Raw genomic sequence first — 20712 nt, forward strand, 5'->3', positions numbered from 1 at the left:
TCATATTGGCTGACACACCGCTATCGCGAGCAAGCTCGCTCCTACAGGGGGGCATTAGGCCGTAGGCGCAGCCAACGCCGGCGGTGGGGCGAAGTCGAACGGCGCCAGGGCGTAGCCGCCTTCGTCCACCTGCAACGCCCAGCCCTGGCGATCCCAATCGCCGAGCACGATGCGCCGGGCGGCCTGGTCGCCCAATTGCAGTTTGTGAATGGCGGGGCGGTGGGTGTGGCCGTGGACCAGGGTTTTCACCCCGTATTGCTGCATGATCCGCGGAATTTCTTCCGGGGTCACATCCACAATGGCATTGGCCTTCATTCGCGTCTGCGCCCGGCTTTCGCTGCGCAGCTTGCGCGCCAGTTTGTGTCGGGTGCGCAGGGGCAGGTGGCGCAGGATGAAGAGGGTGATGGGGTTACGCAGGTACCGACGCAGCTTCATGTAGGCTTCGTCGCGGGTGCACAGGCTGTCGCCGTGCATCAACAGCACCGGTTCATCAAGGAACTGCACGACACTCGGATCTTTCAGCAAGGTGCAGCCAGCCTGTTTGCAGAAGGCCTGGCCGAGCATGAAGTCGCGATTGCCATGCATGAGGAAAATGGCCGTGCCGCTGTCGCTGAGATCGCGCAGAGCCTGGCAGATGGAGCGTTGGAAGGGCGTCATGGCGTCATCGCCAATCCAGGCCTCGAAAAAGTCACCGAGGATGTACAACGCACTCGCCGAACGGGCGCGTCCGGCGAGCAAATCCAGAAACGCCCGGGTGATGTCCGGGCGCTCCTCTTCCAGATGCAAGTCTGAAATCAGCAATATCACTCAATGATCTCGGCTTTCTCGATGATCACATCGTCTGCAGGCACGTCCTGGTGGCCGGCCTTCATGGTGGTGGAAACGCCTTTGATCTTGTCGACAACGTCGGTGCCTGCGGTCACTTTACCGAACACGGCGTAGCCCCAGCCCTGCACGTTCTTGCCGCTGTGGTTCAGGAAGCTGTTGTCGGCAACGTTGATGAAGAACTGCGCCGACGCCGAATGCGGCTCCATGGTACGGGCCATGGCGACGGTGTACTTGTCGTTGGAAAGGCCGTTGTCGGCTTCGTTCTGGATGCTTGGGCGCTTGTCTTTCTTTTCTTTCATGCCCGGTTCGAAACCGCCGCCCTGGATCATGAAGTTACCGATGACACGGTGGAAAACGGTGTTTTCGTAGTGACCGGCTTTGACGTATTCAACGAAGTTGGCCACGGTGATCGGGGCTTTCTCGGCGTTCAATTCCAGAACGATGTCGCCAAAGTTGGTCGTCAGTTTGACTTGGGTCATGATCGGTACTCTTTCTAGGGAATTCATGGGCATTGGAACATTTTGCTCCGCTACCGGTTCAGCCTTGTCGGCCAAGGTGCGCAGTTTAGCGTGACAGGCGCGAATTTCGAGGCAGTTTTTTCTTTTATGCCCGATTAAATACGACGGTTTGCCGAGTGCGCTCTGTCAGGTACTTGACGGCATCGGCTATGATAGCGGCTTTGTTTTGTCTGGCTGTCTTCCGGCCGCGCACTTGTATGTTCAAGGATCCTATGAGCAAGCCCACTGTCGACCCTACCTCGAATTCCAAGACCGGCCCTGCCGTGCCGGTCAATTTCCTGCGCCCGATCATCCAGGCGGACCTGGACTCGGGTAAGCACACGCAGATCGTCACTCGTTTCCCGCCCGAGCCCAACGGCTACCTGCACATCGGTCACGCCAAGTCGATCTGTGTGAACTTCGGCCTGGCCCAGGAATTCGGCGGCGTCACTCACTTGCGTTTCGACGACACCAACCCGGCCAAGGAAGACCAGGAATACATCGACGCGATCGAAAGCGACGTCAAATGGCTGGGCTTCGAATGGTCCGGCGAAGTGCGCTACGCCTCGCAGTATTTCGACCAATTGCACGACTGGGCCGTGGAGCTGATCAAGGCCGGCAAGGCCTATGTGGACGACCTGAGCCCCGAGCAAGCCAAGGAATACCGTGGCACCCTGACCGAGCCGGGCCGCAACAGCCCGTTCCGTGACCGTTCCGTGGAAGAGAACCTCGACTGGTTCGCCCGCATGCGCGCCGGCGAGTTCCCGGACGGCGCTCGCGTGCTGCGCGCCAAGATCGACATGGCCTCGCCGAACATGAACCTGCGCGACCCGATCATGTACCGCATCCGTCATGCCCATCACCACCAGACCGGCGACAAGTGGTGCATCTACCCCAACTATGACTTCACCCACGGTCAGTCGGATGCCATTGAAGGCATCACCCACTCGATCTGCACCCTGGAGTTCGAAAGCCATCGCCCGCTGTACGAATGGTTCCTGGACAACCTGCCGGTGCCGGCCAACCCGCGCCAGTACGAATTCAGCCGCCTGAACCTGAACTACACCATCACCAGCAAGCGCAAGCTCAAGCAACTGGTCGATGAGAAACACGTCAACGGCTGGGACGATCCGCGCATGTCCACCTTGTCGGGTTTCCGTCGTCGTGGCTACACGCCGGCTTCGATCCGCAACTTCTGCGACATGGTCGGCACCAACCGTTCCGACGGCGTGGTCGACTTCGGCATGCTCGAATTCAGTATCCGCCAGGACCTGGACGCGAACGCACCTCGCGCGATGTGCGTGCTGCGCCCGTTGAAAGTCGTGATCACCAATTATCCGCAAGACAAGGTCGACAACCTCGAACTGCCGCGTCATCCGCAGAAAGAAGAACTCGGGGTGCGCAAGCTGCCGTTCGCCCGTGAAATCTACATCGACCGCGATGACTTCATGGAAGAGCCGCCGAAGGGCTACAAGCGCCTGGAACCGAACGGCGAAGTGCGCCTGCGTGGCAGCTACGTGATCCGTGCCGACGAAGCGATCAAGGACGCCGATGGCAACATCGTCGAACTGCGTTGCTCCTATGATCCGGACACGCTGGGCAAGAACCCTGAAGGCCGCAAGGTCAAGGGCGTGATCCACTGGGTGCCGGCGGCGGCCAGCATCGAGTGCGAAGTGCGTCTGTACGATCGACTGTTCCGCTCCCCGAACCCTGAGAAGGCCGAGGACAGCGCCAGTTTCCTGGACAACATCAACCCTGACTCCCTCCAGGTGCTGACCGGTTGTCGTGCCGAACCCTCGCTGGGCGACGCACAACCGGAAGACCGTTTCCAGTTCGAGCGCGAAGGTTACTTCTGCGCAGATATCAAGGACTCGAAACCGGGCGCTCCGGTGTTCAACCGTACCGTGACCTTGCGTGATTCGTGGGGCCAGTGATTCAAGGAAACCTGGACGTGCTGACGATCTACAACACGCTCACCAAGAGCAAAGAAGTCTTTAAACCGCTGGATGGCAACAAGGTGCGCATGTACGTGTGCGGGATGACCGTGTACGACTACTGCCACCTGGGCCACGGCCGCAGCATGGTCGCGTTCGACCTGGTGACCCGCTGGTTGCGGTTCAGCGGCTACGACCTGACTTATGTGCGAAACATCACCGACATTGACGACAAGATCATCAATCGAGCCAACGAGAACGGCGAGTCGTTCGAAGCGTTGACCGAGCGAATGATCGCGGCGATGCACGAAGACGAAGCGCGCCTGAACATCCGCAAGCCGGACATGGAGCCACGCGCCACCGGGCATATCCCCGGCATGCACGCGATGATCCAGACCCTGATCGACAAGGGTTATGCCTACGCACCTGGCAATGGTGACGTGTACTACCGCGTCGCCAAGTTCATGGGCTACGGCAAGCTCTCGCGCAAGAAGATCGAAGACCTGCGCATCGGCGCGCGGATCGAAGTCGACGAGTCCAAGCAGGACCCGCTGGACTTCGTGCTGTGGAAAGGCGCCAAGCCGGGTGAGCCAAGCTGGCCATCGCCGTGGGGTGACGGGCGTCCGGGCTGGCACATCGAGTGCTCGGTGATGTCGACCTGCTGCCTGGGCGAGACCTTCGACATTCATGGCGGCGGCAGCGACCTGGAGTTCCCGCACCACGAGAATGAAATCGCCCAGAGCGAAGCGGCTACCGGTAAGACCTACGCCAACGCGTGGATGCATTGCGGCATGATCCGCATCAATGGCGAGAAGATGTCCAAGTCCTTGAACAACTTCTTCACCATTCGCGACGTGCTGGAAAAGTACCACCCGGAAGTCGTGCGTTACCTGCTGGTGTCGAGCCACTACCGCAGCGCGATCAACTATTCGGAAGACAACCTCAAGGACGCCAAGGGCGCACTCGAGCGTTTCTATCATGCGTTGAAAGGCCTGCCGAAAGTCGCTCCAGCCGGTGGCGAGGCGTTTGTCGAGCGCTTCACCCAGGTGATGAACGACGACTTCGGCACGCCGGAAGCCTGCGCGGTGCTGTTCGAGATGGTGCGTGAGATCAACCGTCTGCGCGAGAGCGATCTTGACGCGGCGGCCGGTCTGGCGGCGCGTTTGAAGCAACTGGCCGATGTGCTGGGTGTGTTGCAGCTCGAGGCCGAAGACTTCCTGCAAGCTGGCGCCGAAGGGCGGGTGGACGCGGCGCAGGTTGATGCCCTGATTGCGGCGCGTCTGGCGGCGCGTGCGGCCAAGGACTGGGCCGAATCTGACCGCATCCGTGACCAGCTCACCGCCATGGGCGTAGTGCTGGAAGACGGCAAGGGCGGCACGACCTGGCGTTTGGCTGATTGATTGGCTGAACCGCTGAAAACAGAAACCCGCCTTGTGCGGGTTTTTGTTTGGGTGCAGGGTTTGGATATTGCGGTGGTCTGGCCGGCCTCATCGTCGGAACGCCGCCCGGAGCAAGCCCGCTCCCACAGTGTTTCGGAGTGAAATCAGATTCTGAGTTCGGCTCAAGGCCCTGTGGGGGCGGGCTTGCCCGCGATTCGATTTCAAACCCACCGCGGTCACTCAGTCTGCCGCAACCTTTTGTACAAGGTATTGCGACTAACCCCCAACCGCCGCGCCAGGTGGGAAATATTCCCCCCCACCGCCTGCAACTGCCGATTCAAGTCTTCGGCATCATCCAGGTCCACCGCCAGCGGCTCGGGCGTCTCCATTGGCTCCATCTCCAGGTCGACAAAAAAGTCATCCGGCAAATGCTCCGGCCGCACCGGTTGTTCCTCGGCCATGGCCAATGCCACCTGAATCACGCTGCTGACCTGGCGCAAGTTACCCGGCCACGGATGACGGCTGAACAGCTCCATCACCTCCCGACTCAAGCCCGCCCATTGCGACGGTTCGCGATGCTGCTCCCACAAGCGTTTGAACAGAGCCTGCTTGTCGCTACGCTCGCGCAGGGGCGGCAGCTCAAGGGTCAGGCCGCCGATGCGGTAATAAAGGTCTTCGCGAAAACGGCCCAGTTGCACTTGTTCACGCAGCGAGCGGTTGGTGGCCGAGATGATGCGGATGTCCACCGGGAACAGTTCGCTGCTGCCCACCGGTTGTACGCAACGCTCCTGTAGCACACGCAACAGGCGAGCCTGGGTGGGAAGCGGCATGTCGCCAATCTCATCCAGGAACAGCGTGCCCTTGTCCGCCTTGCGAATCAGCCCGATGCTGCCTTTTTGATTGGCGCCGGTGAACGCCCCTTTCTCATAGCCAAACAGCTCGGACTCCACCAGCTCGGCGGGGATTGCCGCACAGTTGACGGCAATGAACGGCTGTTTACTACGTGAGCTGGCCTGATGCAGGGCCTTGACGAACACCTCCTTGCCGACCCCGGTTTCGCCATGGATCAACAACGGTATGTCTTTTTCCAAAAGGCGCTCGGCTTGGCGCACGGCTTTTTCCACACGGCTGTCGCCGAAGTGCAGGGTATTGAGGCTGATGGTGGCGACAGAGGGCTCGGCGCGCTTGGGTTCGGCAAACAGTCGTGGCTGGATCGGTGCCTGTTTCGGTCGGCGCAACACACATTGGAAGCGGTTGCGCCCTGCGGCTTGCAGGGCAAAGGGCAGGCCTTCGGGCTGGTTCAGCAGCTCCATCAACGACACCTTGAACAGGCTCTCGACACTGACCCGCGACAGGCTGATACCCAACAGGTTGTCTGCGCGGCGATTGGCTGAAAGCACCTGGCCGCTTTCATCGAAAATCAGTAATCCGGCCCATTGGCTGTCGAGGTTGTTCAGCCCGGTGTTGAACGTCAGTTGAAAGTGCTGGCCATGGAACAGGTTGAGGATCAGCCGGTTCTCCACGGTCTGGCTCATCATCTTGACCATGCCCAGGGTGTGCGACGGCGGTAGATAACTGTCGCTGGACACGTCGAGCACCGCGATCACCTTGCGCTCGGCATCGAAAATCGGCGCGGCGGAACCGGTCATGAAGCGGTTGGCCTTGAGGAAATGCTCATCGTGTTCGATGTGCACCGCCTGCTCACACGCCAGCGCGGTGCCGATGGCATTGGTGCCGCTGCAACGTTCCATCCAGCTGGCGCCGGCACTGAACCCGCGCGCCAGGCCCGGGTCGACAAAGCGCTGGGTGCCCCATGACGTCAGCACCTGACCCTGGTTGTCGGCGAGCATGATCAGGCAGTTGGAATTGCTGAGGATGTTTTCGTAGTAGGGCAGGACTTCCTGGTGAGTCGTCTGCACCAGTGAATGCTGACTTTCCAGCAACTGCGCGATGCGGTCCGCGGGCAGTTGATCGAACGCCGGCGAACTCTGGTGGTTGAGGCCGAACGCACGGCAGCGCGACCATGAGTCCGCAATGATGGCGTCGTGGGAGAGCGGCGAGGCGGGTGCGGCCATGGCAGTCGATCTCTGGGGTATTTTTATTGTTTTTATTAAGTAAATCCCGAATCCCCTGTAGGAGCGAGCTTGTCGAGGCGTCGAACCGTCGCGATGGTAGCCCAGTCACCGCGGGGCACCAGCAAGCCAACGTTATCGTTGACGACCATCGCGACGGTTCGACGCCTCGACAAGCTCGCTCCTACAGGGATAGTCATTGTTCCATTGGGCGTAGAGTGTTGTTCAGTATTGTTCATTGTCAATCGCTGAACTGTTCAATTGTTCAACCAGAGTTGTTCATTTCTGTTCAGCAACGAAAACCAACATTCGTGCTTTTCGAAAATTCCCAATTGAGATCAACCACTTGCATTTTCTGGCACGAAAGTCGCTCTACTGCTCCGGTCGCTTGACTCCAATAATAAAAAGGCCGAGCCATGTCACTCACCCTGGAACACGTCAGCCGCACCGTTGAGGGCCAGACCTGGATCGACGATGCGTGCCTCTGTTTTGAACCCGGATCTTTCAACGTTTTGCTTGGCCGTACGCTGTCGGGCAAAACCAGTCTAATGCGCCTGATGGCGGGCCTCGACAAGCCCGACAGCGGGCGCGTCCTGATGAACGGCGTCGACGTCACCCAGCGCCCGGTGCGGCTGCGCAATGTTTCGATGGTCTATCAGCAGTTCATCAACTACCCAACGATGACCGTGTTCGAGAACATTGCCTCGCCCCTGCGCCAGGCCGGTGTGTCCAACGAGCTGATACAGGACAAGGTTCTGGAAACCGCAAAGATGCTACGCATCGACAAGTTCCTGAAGCGTTATCCGCTGGAACTCTCCGGCGGTCAGCAACAGCGCACGGCAATGGCCCGGGCGCTGGTCAAGGATGCCGAACTGATTCTGTTCGATGAACCGCTGGTCAACCTCGACTACAAGCTGCGCGAAGAGCTGCGCCAGGAAATGCGCGAACTGTTCAAGGCACGGCACACCATTGCGATCTACGCCACCACCGAGCCCAACGAAGCGTTGGCGTTGGGCGGCACCACGACCATTCTCCTTGAAGGCCGGGTCATCCAGAGTGGAAAGGCGGCCGAGGTCTACCACCAGCCACAGACCGTACTGGCCGCCGAACTGTTTTCCGAGCCGCCGATCAACCTGATGCCGGGCCGGATCGCCGGCAACGAGGTCAGCTTCGCCAACTTTGTGCACTTCCCCCTGAATGTGGATCTGCGTCCGGTAGGCGAGGGCGAGTTCCGGTTCGGTGTGCGCCCCAGCCACATCTCGCTGGTACCCAGCAACGATGACGACCTCGAGCTGGCAGTGACCGTCGAAGTCGCCGAGATCAGCGGCTCGGAAACCTTTTTGCACGTACGCAACGAGCATTTCCTGCTGGTGCTGCACCTGCCGGGTGTTCACGAGTACGACGTCGATGCGCCGATTCGCATCTACATTCCCACCCATAAGCTGTTTGTGTTCGATGCGCAGGGGCGATTGGTCCAGGCGCCCAGTCGCCGCATCGCGAGGGTTGCCTGATGGCCGAAATCCGTTTGCAGAACCTCGCCCACAGCTACACCGCCACGCCCAGTGGCCCGGAGGATTACGCCATACGCCAGATGGACCACATCTGGGAGCAGGGCGGTGCGTTTGCCTTGCTCGGGCCTTCGGGGTGTGGCAAGTCGACGTTGCTCAATATCATTTCCGGGTTGCTCAGCCCGTCCCAGGGGCACGTGTTGTTTGACGGCAAGGCGGTCAATGACCTGACCCCGGAGAAGCGCAACATCGCCCAGGTGTTCCAGTTCCCCGTGGTCTACGACACCATGACGGTGTTCGACAACCTGGCGTTCCCGTTGCGTAACCAGGGCATGGCCGAAGCGAAAATCCACAGCAAGGTGCAGGAAATCGCCGAGGTCCTCGACCTGCAGAACCTGCTGAACAAAAAGGCGCGCAACCTCACCGCCGACGAAAAACAGAAAGTCTCCATGGGCCGCGGCCTGGTGCGCGACGACGTGTCGGCGATCCTGTTCGACGAACCGCTCACGGTGATCGACCCGCACCTGAAATGGAAACTGCGGCGCAAGCTCAAGCAGATCCACGAGCAGTTCAACATCACCATGGTCTACGTCACCCACGATCAACTGGAGGCCTCGACTTTCGCCGACAAGATCGCGGTGATGTACGGCGGCCAGATCGTGCAGTTCGGCACGCCTCGCGAGTTGTTCGAGCGCCCCAGCCACACGTTTGTCGGCTATTTCATTGGCAGCCCCGGCATGAATTTGATCGACGTGCAGCCACAAGCAGGCGGCGTCGGGTTCGCTTCGACCCACCTGCCGTTGTCCGAGGCCATGTGCAAGCGCATTGCCGAGTCAACCTGGCAAACCCTGAAGGTCGGCATTCGGCCGGAGTTCGTCCATGTGTGGGACGAGCCCTTCGACGATGCGCTGAGGGCAAGGGTCGTACACGTCGAAGACCTTGGTACCTACAAGATCATGACCCTGGAGCTCGATGGCCAGCCGCTGAAGGTGCGCCTGGCCGAAGACAAACCGGTGCCGGAGGGTATGGCGTACATCAGTTTCCCGGCGCAATGGCTGATGGTCTACGCCGACGAATTCCTGCTGGAGCCACACGCGATCGGGGAGGTGCAGCCATGAACAAAGTGCAGAACAACAAGGCCTGGTGGTTGGTGTTGCCGGTGTTTCTGCTGGTGGCGTTCAGTGCGGTGATCCCGATGATGACCGTGGTCAACTACTCGGTGCAGGACATCTTCGACCAGTCCAGCCGCTTTTTTGTCGGCGCCGACTGGTACAAGCAGGTGCTGCTCGATACACGCCTGCACGACTCGCTGTTGCGTCAGTTCATCTATTCGGCCTGCGTGCTGCTGATCGAGATTCCGCTGGGAATCGCCATCGCCCTGACCATGCCGACTAAGGGGCGCTGGTCGTCGGTGGTGCTGATTGTCCTGGCAATCCCGCTGCTGATTCCGTGGAACGTGGTCGGCACCATCTGGCAGATTTTCGGCCGTGCCGACATCGGCCTGCTGGGTTGGACGCTCAACGCCATGGGCATCAGCTATAACTATGCGGCAAACACCATGGACGCGTGGGTGACGGTGCTGGTGATGGATGTGTGGCACTGGACCTCGCTGGTGGCGCTGTTGTGTTTCTCCGGGCTGCGCGCCATTCCGGACGTGTACTACCAGGCGGCACGGATCGACCGGGCGTCGGCCTGGGCGGTGTTCAGGCACATCCAATTACCCAAGCTCAAAAGCGTGCTGCTGATCGCGGTGATGCTTCGCTTCATGGACAGCTTCATGATCTACACCGAACCGTTCGTGCTCACGGGGGGCGGGCCGGGCAATGCCACGACCTTTCTCAGCCAGACCCTGACACAAATGGCCATCGGGCAATTTGACCTGGGGCCTGCGGCGGCGTTCTCGCTGGTGTATTTCCTGATCATCCTCTTGGTGTCCTGGCTGTTCTACACGGCCATGACGCACGCTGACGCCAACCGTTGAGGCCTGCGAAATGAGCAAGAGAAAGCTGATTCCATTGCTGCTGTACATCCTGTTCCTGCTGGTGCCGATCTACTGGCTGCTGAACATGTCGTTCAAGAGCAATACCGAAATCCTCGGCGGCCTGACACTGTTTCCCCAGGACTTCACCCTGCACAACTACAAGGTGATCTTTACCGATCCTGCCTGGTACACCGGTTACCTCAACTCCTTGTATTACGTCAGCCTGAACACGGTGATCTCCCTGAGCGTGGCATTGCCGGCGGCGTACGCGTTTTCTCGGTATCGCTTCCTGGGTGACAAGCACCTGTTCTTCTGGCTGCTGACCAACCGCATGGCGCCGCCGGCGGTGTTTCTGTTGCCGTTCTTCCAGCTGTATTCCTCGATCGGCCTGTTCGATACCCACATTGCCGTGGCATTGGCGCATTGCCTGTTCAACGTGCCATTGGCGGTGTGGATTCTCGAAGGTTTCATGTCCGGTGTGCCCAAGGAGATCGACGAAACGGCCTACATCGACGGCTACAGCTTTCCCAAGTTTTTTGTGAAGATTTTCGTCCCGCTGATTGGCTCGGGGATCGGCGTCACGGCGTTTTTCTGCTTCATGTTTTCATGGGTCGAGTTGCTGCTGGCGCGCACGCTGACGTCGGTCAACGCCAAGCCGATCGCGGCGGTGATGACCCGTACAGTCTCGGCCTCCGGCATCGACTGGGGCGTGTTGGCGGCGGCGGGGGTGCTGACCATCCTGCCCGGCATGCTGGTGATCTGGTTCGTACGCAACCACGTGGCCAAGGGCTTCGCCCTGGGTCGGGTATGAGGAACTGATGATGGAATGGATGAGCTGGACCGTCCCGACGGGGGCATTCTTCGGCGTGATCGCCCTGATCCTGATTGGCATGACGACCTGGGAGTTACGCTCTCCGAGCGTCCTGCGTCGTGGCTTTTTACCGATGGCCACCACCCGTGGCGATCGTTTGTTTATCGGTCTTCTCGGCAGCGCCTACCTGCATTTGCTGGTGATCGGCGTAACCGACTGGAGCATCTGGGTGGCGTTCGCGTTATCCCTGGTGTGGCTGTTGTCTGTGATGCGTTGGGGCTAGTCGAATCGCTCGGCGCTCCGAAACTCAATAAGGAGGTTTCTATGTTCGACAAAAACAATAAGCTGCGACATAGCATTTCATTGGCAGCCATGCTGGCCCTCAGCGGTTTGAGCGCTTCGGCCTGGGCTGATGCCTATGAGGAGGCCGCGAAGAAATGGATCGGCAGCGAGTTCAAGCCGTCCACCCTGACGGCCGAACAGCAACTGGAAGAACTGAAGTGGTTCATCAAGGCCGCCGAACCGTTTCGCGGGATGGACATCAAGGTCGTCTCGGAAACCCTGACTACCCACGAGTACGAGTCCAAGGTACTGGCCAAGGCGTTCAGCGAAATCACCGGGATCAAGCTGACCCACGACCTGCTTCAGGAAGGCGACGTGGTGGAAAAGCTGCAAACGGTGATGCAGTCGGACAAGAGCATCTATGACGGCTGGGTCAACGACTCGGACCTGATCGGTACGCACTTTCGCTACGGCAAGACCGAATCGATCACCGACCTGATGGCCAACGAGGGCAAGAACTACACCTCGCCGACCCTTGACCTCAAGGACTTCATTGGCCTCTCGTTCACCACTGCACCAGACGGCAAGATCTACCAATTGCCTGACCAGCAGTTCGCCAACCTGTACTGGTTCCGGGCCGACTGGTTCGAACGTGCCGACCTCAAGGCCAAGTTCAAGGAAAAGTACGGTTATGAACTGGGCGTGCCGGTGAACTGGTCGGCCTATGAAGACATTGCCAAATTCTTTAGCGAAGACGTCAAGGAAATCGACGGCAAGCGCGTCTACGGGCACATGGACTACGGCAAGAAGGATCCGTCGCTGGGCTGGCGCTTTACTGATGCCTGGTTCTCCATGGCCGGTGGCGGCGACAAGGGGCTGCCCAACGGTTTGCCGGTGGACGAATGGGGTATCCGCGTCGAGGACTGCCATCCGGTGGGCTCCAGCGTGACTCGCGGTGGCGACACCAATGGCCCGGCGGCCGTGTTCGCCACCACCAAGTACGTGGACTGGCTGAAAAAATACGCACCACCGGAAGCGGCAGGCATGACCTTCTCCGAGTCCGGCCCGGTGCCGTCCCAGGGCAACATCGCGCAGCAGATATTCTGGTACACCGCGTTCACCGCCGACATGACCAAACCAGGCCTGCCGGTTGTGAATGCCGATGGTTCGCCGAAATGGCGCATGGCGCCTTCCCCCAAGGGACCGTACTGGGAAGAAGGGATGAAGCTCGGTTATCAGGATGTGGGTTCCTGGACCTTCATGAAGTCCACGCCTGAGAAACAGAAACTGGCCGCGTGGCTGTATGCCCAGTTCGTGACCTCGAAAACCGTGTCGCTGAAGAAAACCATCGTTGGCCTGACGCCAATCCGGGAGTCGGACATCAACTCCCAGGCGATGACCGACCTGGCGCCGAAACTCGGTGGGTTGGTGGAGTTCTACCGCAGCCCGGCCCGTGTGCAATGGTCGCCGACCGGGACCAACGTGCCGGATTATCCGCGTCTGGCGCAATTGTGGTGGAGCCACATCGCCGAAGCGGCCAGCGGCGAGAAAACCCCGCAACAGGCGCTGGATGGCCTGGCCAAGGATCAGGACGCGATCATGACACGCCTGGAACGTTCGAAGGCGCAAGCCACCTGCGCACCGAAGATGAACCCCGAGCGTGACGCGCAGTACTGGTTCGATCAGCCGGGCGCACCGAAACCGAAACTGGCGAACGAAAAGCCCCAGGGCGAAACCGTGAGCTACAGCGAACTGCTGAAATCGTGGGCGGACGCGCGTAAGTAAGCGCCAGGCCAAACAAGTCAACGGCACCTTCGGGTGCCGTTTTTGTCAGCGTGCGATGTCTCTTTTCAACGACTGGCGCACGGCCTTCACAATGGCCGGCTCAAAGGCGTTGTGCCCGGCGTCAAACAGACGGAACTGCAACGGCTGGCGCCGCCTGAGCCAGCGCACGCTCGCCATGCCGAGGGTGTCCCGGGTGCCTTGGATAACTTCGGTGTTGGCATCCAGTGAAAGCGATTCATCCTCACGCTTGAAGAAGTAGTGATTGAGGTGATAGTGCAGTTCCAGGCGGATGGAGCGAACGGCGTCCTGGTCAGCGAAACTCGCCAACTGACTGGGGGGCATGGATTGTCCTTCCAGATACATCGAGGCTTGTATCCAGTGCAAGGCGGCATGGTGCTGCTGCAGGGCGCAACCCTTGGTCAGGATCTGGTAGATCGCCCGGGCATTGTCGGCGCACGTGCGCTGGTGGATGGCACCCAGGCCGATGCTCACATGTTCATCGTAGGCACTGACGTTTTCGGCAAAGGGTACGAATATTGAGACCAACGTTGTCTTCAGCAAGGCCTGCGGGTAGCGTTGCTGGTATTGAATGGCTAGCCAGCTACCCCAGGACACTCCCAGCAGGCTGATTTTCTCGAAGCCCAGGTGCTGACGCAGGCCATCGATGTCTTCGACGCAATGTCCGGTGTCGTTTCGTTGCAGTTCTCCGTGGGGAATGGAGCGCCCGCAACCTCGCTGGTCGAACAGGACAATGTCGAACCGCTGCAAATCAAAGAACTCCAGATGATGGCGATTGCAGTAGCTTCCCGGTCCGCCATGCAGGAAAAAGATTGGTTCACCGCCCGGTGTACCGCATCGCTCCCAATAAAGTTGGTGGCCGTCGTCGGTCGGGTAATAGCCATGAGTCACCATTGCACGGGCATCCTCAGCCGGTAGAACTGGAACAGTTCCCTGTGGCCAAGCCGGGCTGCGACACTGGAAATCAACTCAAGCTTCAATACCTGCGCCATGTACGGCACGCCGAGCAGCACTGGTGTATGGCCGAACAGCAGAATCGTGCCGCCCGGTTTCACGCACGTCATCATTTCCTGGAATAGCTGGTGTGCGTCTTTGCGCGTCATCACTTCGGCATTGAGGAACCGAAGGATCAACACGTCGCAGCGGACACCGGACATGGCAACGTGGCGCGCGTCGGCGAGGAAAAATCTCACCGTCGACGCACCATGGCGCTGTAGCGCATGTTCGATCATCGAGGCTGAGCGATCAGATCCCAGGCATTGGCGACCCACCAGCTCGCTGGACAGGTAGGTGATGAGCTCACCGGTCGAACATGCCGGGTCGAGGATCACCGAACCGGGGCGGGCCACGGTCTTGAGCAGCGCGGCGCAATGTTCGCGAAAATGCTGCTCGTCGGCATTCAATTGGGCGGCGAGCGTTGCGCTGCACCGCCAGTGATCGGGTGGGCAGATACACTCCCGGCCGTCATCGCCCATGGCCGGAAACGGAAAATTCACCTCGCTGTCCGGATCGCTCATGGCACTGTGAAACAACGCTTCCTTCTCCGGCATGGCGGCCGCGCGGAAATGGATCACGGCGCCCTGATTGCCCCACTGCCATTGCATCAGCGGCCCCAGCAGCATCCAGGGCTTGAGCAGGCTGCTGATGCGCCAACCGGTGGTTTCGCAAAACTGGAGGATTTTGCGGCCGACCCAGTCGATGCCGTTCACGCGTAACACGAACAGCTGATGCAGGCCTGGCCCGAAGGGTTCGATGTAGCGATCCTGTTCACCGGGTGCGGTCTGGCGAAGGGTGAAGGATCGAGCGAGGTGACGTTCGCGGTTCAGGGCAGCGGTCATGCGGGCACTCCCCGGGATTTATGCAACCGCCGCCCGCGTGCCTGCGGCACCACAACGTTGCCACTGCACACCACGTAAAACCGTTCCAGCCCGGGAATCACCACGTTGACCACAGTGGTGCCCAAGGGGGTGCGGTGCAGCAGGCTCATCCCGAGGGTGCGCCCGAAACGCTTCAGGTCGGCTGCCAGGTCATCGAGCTGCTCGTCCAGCGGGGACTCGGTGCTCACGGGGGCAAGGACCACGGGCATTTGTGTGCATTGGCTCAGCAATGGATAGAGGTCCAGTTGCAGGCATCGCAATAGGCGCGGAAACGGGCTCAAGTGGCGCTGTGCGTTGCTCAGGTCGCATTGCTGTTCGGGTTGTGCCATGGCGTGATGCATCTGCACCAGTTCGGTCAAGGCTCGCCAGGCACCATGGCGGGGGATGAGCGAGCAACCGCTGCCGAATGTGCGGGGGTGGGTGCCAGGTTCGGTCGAGAATGCGAGGAAGGTGCGAGCCAGGAACTCACTGCTGATGTCGAGCAGCACAACAGGAGCGCCAATCTCCGCTTCGGCGTCCAGCCATAGTTGGCTCAGTTCATCGCCTGGCTCCGGCCGAACGACTCGGCGCAGCGCGCAGTGGTTCTGGTAGTAGAAATGATCCAGTAGAAACAGCGCAAGGGCATCACGCTCGATGCATTCATTTACCGCATGAAGCACGGCTTCATTGTAGTTGGCGCCAATTGCTGTTCCGCTGTTGGAGGCGTAACGCCTTAATGCCTTGTAATCAGTGGAGTCTTGTTCCAATGGCGAATTGCAATAACGCGGCGTGGACAAGGCAACGGGGTAATAAAAGGAAGTTTGGTCACACAGGTCTGTGTAGGTTCGGCAAGCGACAAGTGCATCAGTTTGTTCAGTGACAGTGGCCAGCACGGTGTCATCGATAAAGAGTGGGTTGTTGGAAAAGTACCGTGAGGGAATACAACGGATATCTTCGCTGCTGAGCTGCTCGCTCAAATGATGTTCCAGTGTTTCAAACAACGCCCCGACACGAGCATGGCTCGGGTAGCCCTTTCCCGATCCGCGGGCGACGACCTGGGCGTCATCGGAGCTGGCGCAAACTTGAACCGCCACCACCCGCTGCCCCAACTGGCGCGCCTGCGGCTCAAGGCCGAGGTTCGCCAAGTCTGCCAGGATACGCTGCTCCGCCTGCTCCAGGGTGAGTTCGCGCTCCACACCGGTATAACTGTCCATTGTTCACTCCCTTGAAAAAAAACGCGAAATGACCTGGCCCGTGTGCTGCAGGAGCGAGCTTGTCGAATCGTCGCTCCTGCAGCGGTTCGGGAGTTACTCGGCTTCCAGTTCAGCCTGTTCCGTTTCAGTCAGGTGCAGTTCCTCAAGTTGTTCTTCCGTGGGGGCATCCAATTGTTCGAGGTCTGCAATTTTGTTGGCGTTCCAGGTAGTCATGTATCCCATGAGTTGAACTCTCTTCGGTTGTTGGCATTGGGCGTGCTCAATGAGGCACGGGCCAACTGTATAAAGGGGAAATGGGTCGGTCAAAAATGACAGGAAGTTGCGAAGTGCGTGTTTTCGCTGTACGGAAAAACGTACAAATCAATAGGTGATTGACGATTGTGCTGAGTAAATCTGGGCCTGCGAGGAACGGGAGTTCCGTGGGGTTCGCCGATTGTTGATAATTTAGCGTGAGAAATTTCGGATGTTGTTATGAGATGGTTGTTAAAGTTTGAGGATTGGCGAGTGTTGTCCGGATGAGAGTTGAGATTTTTCCTATATTGTTCGAAGGGCAGTCATACAAATTCGCAGGATAAGACCACTACCCAGAGGGCCCGCAACTCACGCGAATGCAAAAAAGCGGCACCCGAAGGTGCCGCTTTGGCTCGATGTACAGTGCGTGCAGCAGGAGGCGTTAAACCAGAATGGCCAACGGTGTGTACCGAGTCATGATCGGATCAGCCGTCAGCAGCTTCATCGGTTCCATGACGGTGGTCGCGACGATGAGACGGTCGAATGGATCGCGGTGATGAGGCTCCAGGTCTTTCACCGCCATTGCATGCTCTGCGCCGATCGGCAATTCCATGAACCCGCTATCGATGCAGAACTGGCGTATTTCCTCCAGGTCGACGTTGAGTTTTCCCAAGCCGACCTTGATCGCCATTTCCCAAAATGTCGCGGCGCTGACATGGACCTCTGCGGCGTGGCTGATGAACGTTCGGGCTGTGCAGGATAACTTCTGGTCATCGGTGAGGGCCCACAGAAGAATGTGGGTGTCGAGCAGAATCCTCACACATGCAGCCCCTCGAAGGCGTCCAGCAATTCGTCCGGCAGGGGCGCATCGAAGTTGTCGTCAAGGATGAACTTGCCCTTCATCGCGCCGATGCGACGCTCTCGGGAGGGCTCCATGACGAGCAAGTGCCCGGCTTTGTTTTCCGCGCACTTGACGGAAAAACTGTCGCCGTTGATTTTGTAGGAGTAGGGGTTCTGATACTCGGCGGTCAATGCGCTGGGGCTGTCCATCATTTCATTGAAGATGTCGCGTTTCATGGGGTTGCCTCGATGTTTCCGTCCTTTGAGCATTCAAGGTACCCCCATTCCCCAAAATGTACCTGTAGGACCAGGCGGCTAATCCCGCGTGAGCTTTCTGAGATCGAGAGGGCAGGGGAGAATCGGTAACAAATCCCACAAAAACAAAAACGGCACCCGAAGGTGCCGTTTTGGTTTGTAGCAGGTTTCGCTAAGCGATCACCCCGCCAGTACCGCCTGCTGAACCAGGGTCAGCAATGGCTGTGGGTACAGGCCGAGGAAGAACGCCAGAACGGCGATAGCCAGCAGCATGACGCCGCCTGCCTTCTGTTCCCAGTGCAGTTGGGCGTCGTGGCGGCGCAGGTTCGGTTCGATCAGATACAGGGTGACCATCACGCGCAGGTAGTAGAAGACGCCGATGGCGCTGCCCAATACCAGGGAACCGACCAGCCACCATTGGTGCGACTCGACACCGGTGGCGATGATGTAGAACTTGCCGATGAAGCCGGCGGTCAGCGGGATGCCGGCCAGGGACAGCATCATCACGGTCAGCACCGCGGTCAGGTACGGACGACGCCAGAACAGGCCGCGGTATTCGTACAGGGCATCCGCGTCACGACCGTTGTATGGCGAGGACATCAGGGTGATCACGCCGAAGGCGCCCAGGCTGGTGATCACGTAGGTGACCAGGTAGACGCCGATGGCTTCCACCGCCAGGCCCTTGCTCGCCACCAGGGCGATCAGCAGGTAACCGAAGTGGGCGATGGACGAGTAACCCAGCAGACGCTTGAGGTTGCTCTGGGTCAGCGCCAACAGGTTACCGAACAGGATCGAGACGATGGCGATGATGGTCAGCACGTCGCTCAGGACACCGCTGCTGGCAGCCGGCGAGATCTGGAACAGACGCACCATCACCGCGAACACGGCGACCTTCGAGGCAGTAGCGAGGAATGCGGCGACTGGCGCCGGAGCCCCTTCGTACACGTCCGGCGTCCACAGGTGGAACGGTACCAGCGACAGCTTGAACGCCAGGCCGATCAGCATCATGCCCAGGCCCAGTTGCGCCAGTGCACTTGGCAGACCGGTGGCCGCCAGGGCCTGGCCGATGCCGACGAAGCTCAGGGAGCCGGCGTCAGCGTAGAGCAGGGCCATACCGAACAACAGGAACGCGGACCCGGCAGCCGACAGCACCATGTACTTGATGCCGGCTTCCAGCGAACGCTTGTTGAAAAAGGCGTAGGCCACCAGACCGTAGACCGGCACCGACAGCAGTTCCAGGCCAATGAACAATCCGGCCAGGTGCTGGGCGCTGACCAGGACCAGGCCACCGGCGGCGGCCATCAGGATCAGCAGGTACAGTTCTTCGCGGTTGCCCGGGTAGCCCGAACCGCCATCACCGAGGTAGGCGTGGGCGAGGGTGACGCAGGCGAGGGTGGCGACCAGGATCAGCGCCATATACAGGCAGGCAAAGGTGTCGATCTGCAGCAATGGGGTCACGGCCAGAGGCGCGACTTTGAGCGCAGGCAGAATCGACAGCAGCGCCAGGTTCAGGCCCGCCACTGAAATCAGGAAGGTCTGCGAGTGGTTGCGACGCCAGGCGATCGCCAGCATCACCACGATAATGGTGAGGCTGGTGATCAACAGTGGCGCAAGCGCAATAAAGTGTTGAATCGTGAATTCCATAGCGCTCTTACCGGGCCGAAGCGAGTTGAGTGAAGGCGGTGCCGAGCCATTGCTGCACGCCATGCATCGTCGCAGCAGAGGTGTCGAGGAACGGTTGCGGGTAGACGCCGATGTAGATCAGCAGCACCGCCAGACCGACCACCATGATCAGTTCGCGAGCATCCATGCCATGCATGACCGCGTCCGACTTGGACGGGCCGAAGTAGGCACGGTGAATCATGATCAGCGAGTAGACCGAACCGAACACCAGGCCGGACGTCGCGATCGCGGTGATCCACGGCGAAGAAGCGAAGGTGCCGATCAGGATCAGGAACTCACCGACGAAGTTACCAGTGCCCGGCAAGCCCAGGGATGCGGCAGCGAAGAACAGGCTGATGGCCGGCAGGTAAGCGATCTTCGACCACAGGCCACCCATTTCACGCATGTCGCGGGTGTGGGTGCGCTCGTACAACTGACCACTGAGGATAAACAGTGCCGCCGCCGAAACACCGTGTGCCAGCATCTGGATCACTGCGCCCTGCAGCGCCAGTTGGCTGCCGGAGTAGATGCCGATCAGTACGAAGCCCATGTGGGAAACGGACGAGAAAGCGATCAGGCGCTTGATGTCGGTTTGTGCGAAGGCCAGGAACGCGCCGTAGAAGATCCCGATCAGACCCAAAGTCATGGCGATCGGCGCGAACTCGGCCGAGGCATTCGGGAACAGCGGCAGGGCAAAACGCAGCAGACCATAGGCGGCGGTTTTCAGCAGGATACCGGCAAGGTCGACGGAACCAGCGGTCGGCGCCTGGGCGTGAGCGTCAGAGCAACCAGGAGTGGAACGGCACCACCGGCAGTTTCACCGCGAAGGCGATGAAGAAGCCGAGCATCAGGATGTACTCGGTGGTGGTCGACATCTTGACCTTCAACAGGTCGGCGTAGTTGAAGGTGATCACGCCGGTGTTGTTGAAGTTGACCAGCACCAGACCAAGGATCGCCACCAGCATGATCAGACCGGAAGCCTGGGTGAAGATGAAGAACTTGGTCGCTGCGTAGATCCGGGTTTTCTTGCCGTCCGAAGAACTGTGACCCCAGAGCGCGATGAGGAAGTACATCGGCACCAGCATCATTTCCCAGAAGAAGAAGAACATGAACAGGTCGAGGGCGAGGAACACGCCGACGACACCGCCCAGGATCCACATCAGGTTCAGGTGGAAGAAACCAACGTGACGCTGGATCTCTTTCCAGGAGCAGAGTACCGAGAGGATACCCAGCAGGCCGGTCAGCAGGATCATCAACAGCGACAGGCCGTCGAGGGCCAGGTGCACGTTGATGCCAAAGCGCTGGATCCAGACGTGTTTGAACTCAATCACCCAGGTCGGATCGGCACCCGGTGCCGGCGCAAATGAATAATCACCGTGGGCCCACAGCCAGAGGCCGAGTGCGAGTTCCAGGGTCATGGTCAACAGCGCAATCCAGCGGGGGAGGGTGGCGCCGAAGCGCTCACCCATCCAGCACAGCAGGCCGCCGATGAAGGGGATCAGGATTAGCCAAGGCAGAATCATGACGGGCTCAATTCCTTTCGCAAGTTCGCAAGGTTC

General features: G+C 59.6%; 18 protein-coding genes and 1 pseudogene. 8 read left to right on the forward strand and 11 right to left on the reverse strand.

What is annotated here, in order from left to right:
• Positions 1-54 precede the first annotated feature (54 nt).
• Both lpxH and AB4N33_RS02610 read right to left on the reverse strand, forming a co-directional pair.
• Positions 55-807, reverse strand: coding sequence for a UDP-2,3-diacylglucosamine diphosphatase (gene lpxH / locus AB4N33_RS02605; RefSeq protein ID WP_460122779.1), 753 nt, complete (start codon positions 805-807; stop codon positions 55-57).
• Positions 804-1307, reverse strand: coding sequence for a peptidylprolyl isomerase (locus tag AB4N33_RS02610; RefSeq protein ID WP_460122782.1), 504 nt, complete (start codon positions 1305-1307; stop codon positions 804-806). The genes lpxH and AB4N33_RS02610 overlap by 4 nt, the downstream gene beginning before the upstream one ends.
• 251 nt (positions 1308-1558) lie before the next feature.
• Here AB4N33_RS02610 and AB4N33_RS02615 point away from each other — a divergent pair, with 251 nt between their 5' ends.
• Both AB4N33_RS02615 and cysS read left to right on the forward strand, forming a co-directional pair.
• The gene (locus AB4N33_RS02615; RefSeq protein WP_460122785.1) at positions 1559-3259 is read left to right on the forward strand and encodes a glutamine--tRNA ligase/YqeY domain fusion protein; all 1701 of its coding nucleotides are present in this window, start codon (positions 1559-1561) and stop codon (positions 3257-3259) included.
• A 17-nt stretch (positions 3260-3276) separates the two neighbouring features.
• Entirely contained in the window at positions 3277-4659 is a 1383-nt protein-coding gene (cysS, locus tag AB4N33_RS02620) for a cysteine--tRNA ligase (protein WP_460141333.1), read from the forward strand.
• Between the two features lie 215 nt (positions 4660-4874).
• Here the strand turns inward: cysS and AB4N33_RS02625 are convergent, their stop codons facing one another.
• Positions 4875-6713, reverse strand: coding sequence for a sigma-54-dependent Fis family transcriptional regulator (locus AB4N33_RS02625; RefSeq protein ID WP_460122791.1), 1839 nt, complete (start codon positions 6711-6713; stop codon positions 4875-4877).
• Between the two features lie 413 nt (positions 6714-7126).
• On the opposite strand from AB4N33_RS02625, the gene AB4N33_RS02630 reads away from it, so the two are divergent.
• The 6 genes from AB4N33_RS02630 to AB4N33_RS02655 are packed head-to-tail and all read left to right on the forward strand — an operon-like array spanning position 7127 to position 13077.
• On the forward strand, positions 7127-8221 hold the full coding sequence (locus AB4N33_RS02630; RefSeq protein ID WP_476456347.1) for an ABC transporter ATP-binding protein: 1095 nt from the start codon (positions 7127-7129) through the stop codon (positions 8219-8221).
• The gene (locus tag AB4N33_RS02635) at positions 8221-9336 is read left to right on the forward strand and encodes an ABC transporter ATP-binding protein (RefSeq protein WP_460141335.1); all 1116 of its coding nucleotides are present in this window, start codon (positions 8221-8223) and stop codon (positions 9334-9336) included. Before AB4N33_RS02630 ends, AB4N33_RS02635 begins: the two co-directional genes overlap by 1 nt.
• Complete coding sequence (locus AB4N33_RS02640) at positions 9333-10199, forward strand: carbohydrate ABC transporter permease (RefSeq protein ID WP_460122800.1); 867 nt, start codon at positions 9333-9335, stop codon at positions 10197-10199. Before AB4N33_RS02635 ends, AB4N33_RS02640 begins: the two co-directional genes overlap by 4 nt.
• Positions 10200-10209: 10 nt before the next feature.
• Positions 10210-11010 carry a carbohydrate ABC transporter permease gene (locus AB4N33_RS02645; RefSeq protein WP_460122803.1) on the forward strand — a complete coding sequence of 267 codons (801 nt, stop codon included), beginning with the start codon at positions 10210-10212 and terminating at the stop codon, positions 11008-11010.
• A gap of 10 nt (positions 11011-11020) precedes the next feature.
• The gene (locus AB4N33_RS02650; protein WP_460122806.1) at positions 11021-11293 is read left to right on the forward strand and encodes a DUF2160 domain-containing protein; all 273 of its coding nucleotides are present in this window, start codon (positions 11021-11023) and stop codon (positions 11291-11293) included.
• 41 nt (positions 11294-11334) lie between these two features.
• A complete protein-coding gene (locus AB4N33_RS02655; protein ID WP_460122809.1) occupies positions 11335-13077 on the forward strand; it encodes an ABC transporter substrate-binding protein in 1743 nt (580 codons plus the stop codon).
• Between the two features lie 45 nt (positions 13078-13122).
• On the opposite strand, the gene AB4N33_RS02660 is transcribed toward AB4N33_RS02655, so the two are convergent.
• The 8 genes and pseudogenes from AB4N33_RS02660 to nuoM all read right to left on the reverse strand — a co-directional run bounded on the left by AB4N33_RS02660 (position 13123) and on the right by nuoM (position 20676).
• Positions 13123-13989 carry an alpha/beta fold hydrolase gene (locus AB4N33_RS02660; RefSeq protein ID WP_476456348.1) on the reverse strand — a complete coding sequence of 289 codons (867 nt, stop codon included), beginning with the start codon at positions 13987-13989 and terminating at the stop codon, positions 13123-13125.
• Positions 13983-14933, reverse strand: coding sequence for a class I SAM-dependent methyltransferase (locus tag AB4N33_RS02665; protein WP_476456349.1), 951 nt, complete (start codon positions 14931-14933; stop codon positions 13983-13985). The genes AB4N33_RS02660 and AB4N33_RS02665 overlap by 7 nt, the downstream gene beginning before the upstream one ends.
• Positions 14930-16165, reverse strand: a complete 1236-nt coding sequence (locus AB4N33_RS02670) for a YcaO-like family protein (protein WP_476456350.1) — start codon at positions 16163-16165, stop codon at positions 14930-14932. The genes AB4N33_RS02665 and AB4N33_RS02670 overlap by 4 nt, the downstream gene beginning before the upstream one ends.
• Before the next feature lie 93 nt (positions 16166-16258).
• Positions 16259-16387: a hypothetical protein gene (locus AB4N33_RS02675; RefSeq protein ID WP_476456351.1), complete on the reverse strand. Its 129-nt coding sequence runs from the start codon at positions 16385-16387 to the stop codon at positions 16259-16261.
• A gap of 451 nt (positions 16388-16838) precedes the next feature.
• The gene (locus AB4N33_RS02680; protein WP_460122819.1) at positions 16839-17216 is read right to left on the reverse strand and encodes a type II toxin-antitoxin system VapC family toxin; all 378 of its coding nucleotides are present in this window, start codon (positions 17214-17216) and stop codon (positions 16839-16841) included.
• Complete coding sequence (locus tag AB4N33_RS02685; protein WP_476456352.1) at positions 17213-17473, reverse strand: hypothetical protein; 261 nt, start codon at positions 17471-17473, stop codon at positions 17213-17215. Before AB4N33_RS02685 ends, AB4N33_RS02680 begins: the two co-directional genes overlap by 4 nt.
• A gap of 198 nt (positions 17474-17671) precedes the next feature.
• Positions 17672-19135 (reverse strand): NADH-quinone oxidoreductase subunit NuoN, encoded by a 1464-nt coding sequence (gene nuoN, locus AB4N33_RS02690; RefSeq protein ID WP_460122825.1) that lies wholly within the window; start codon positions 19133-19135, stop codon positions 17672-17674.
• A gap of 7 nt (positions 19136-19142) precedes the next feature.
• Positions 19143-20676: pseudogene (gene nuoM, locus AB4N33_RS02695) on the reverse strand (NADH-quinone oxidoreductase subunit M).
• Between the last annotated feature and the right edge of the window lie 36 nt (positions 20677-20712).

The organism is Pseudomonas sp. S1_E05 (assembly GCF_056337105.1).

Bases quoted from the DNA above. Each gene is read 5' to 3' on its own strand.
- AB4N33_RS02630 (WP_476456347.1), top strand. From the start codon at position 7,127: ATGTCACTCACCCTGGAACACGTCAGCCGCACCGTTGAGGGCCAGACC.
- AB4N33_RS02650 (WP_460122806.1), top strand. From the start codon at position 11,021: ATGGAATGGATGAGCTGGACCGTCCCGACGGGGGCATTCTTCGGCGTG.
- AB4N33_RS02670 (WP_476456350.1), bottom strand. From the start codon at position 16,165: ATGGACAGTTATACCGGTGTGGAGCGCGAACTCACCCTGGAGCAGGCG.
- AB4N33_RS02665 (WP_476456349.1), bottom strand. From the start codon at position 14,933: ATGACCGCTGCCCTGAACCGCGAACGTCACCTCGCTCGATCCTTCACC.
- AB4N33_RS02615 (WP_460122785.1), top strand. From the start codon at position 1,559: ATGAGCAAGCCCACTGTCGACCCTACCTCGAATTCCAAGACCGGCCCT.
- AB4N33_RS02640 (WP_460122800.1), top strand. From the start codon at position 9,333: ATGAACAAAGTGCAGAACAACAAGGCCTGGTGGTTGGTGTTGCCGGTG.
- AB4N33_RS02645 (WP_460122803.1), top strand. From the start codon at position 10,210: ATGAGCAAGAGAAAGCTGATTCCATTGCTGCTGTACATCCTGTTCCTG.
- AB4N33_RS02685 (WP_476456352.1), bottom strand. From the start codon at position 17,473: ATGAAACGCGACATCTTCAATGAAATGATGGACAGCCCCAGCGCATTG.
- AB4N33_RS02625 (WP_460122791.1), bottom strand. From the start codon at position 6,713: ATGGCCGCACCCGCCTCGCCGCTCTCCCACGACGCCATCATTGCGGAC.
- AB4N33_RS02610 (WP_460122782.1), bottom strand. From the start codon at position 1,307: ATGACCCAAGTCAAACTGACGACCAACTTTGGCGACATCGTTCTGGAA.
- AB4N33_RS02655 (WP_460122809.1), top strand. From the start codon at position 11,335: ATGTTCGACAAAAACAATAAGCTGCGACATAGCATTTCATTGGCAGCC.
- AB4N33_RS02675 (WP_476456351.1), bottom strand. From the start codon at position 16,387: ATGGGATACATGACTACCTGGAACGCCAACAAAATTGCAGACCTCGAA.
- AB4N33_RS02660 (WP_476456348.1), bottom strand. From the start codon at position 13,989: ATGGTGACTCATGGCTATTACCCGACCGACGACGGCCACCAACTTTAT.
- nuoN (WP_460122825.1), bottom strand. From the start codon at position 19,135: ATGGAATTCACGATTCAACACTTTATTGCGCTTGCGCCACTGTTGATC.
- AB4N33_RS02635 (WP_460141335.1), top strand. From the start codon at position 8,221: ATGGCCGAAATCCGTTTGCAGAACCTCGCCCACAGCTACACCGCCACG.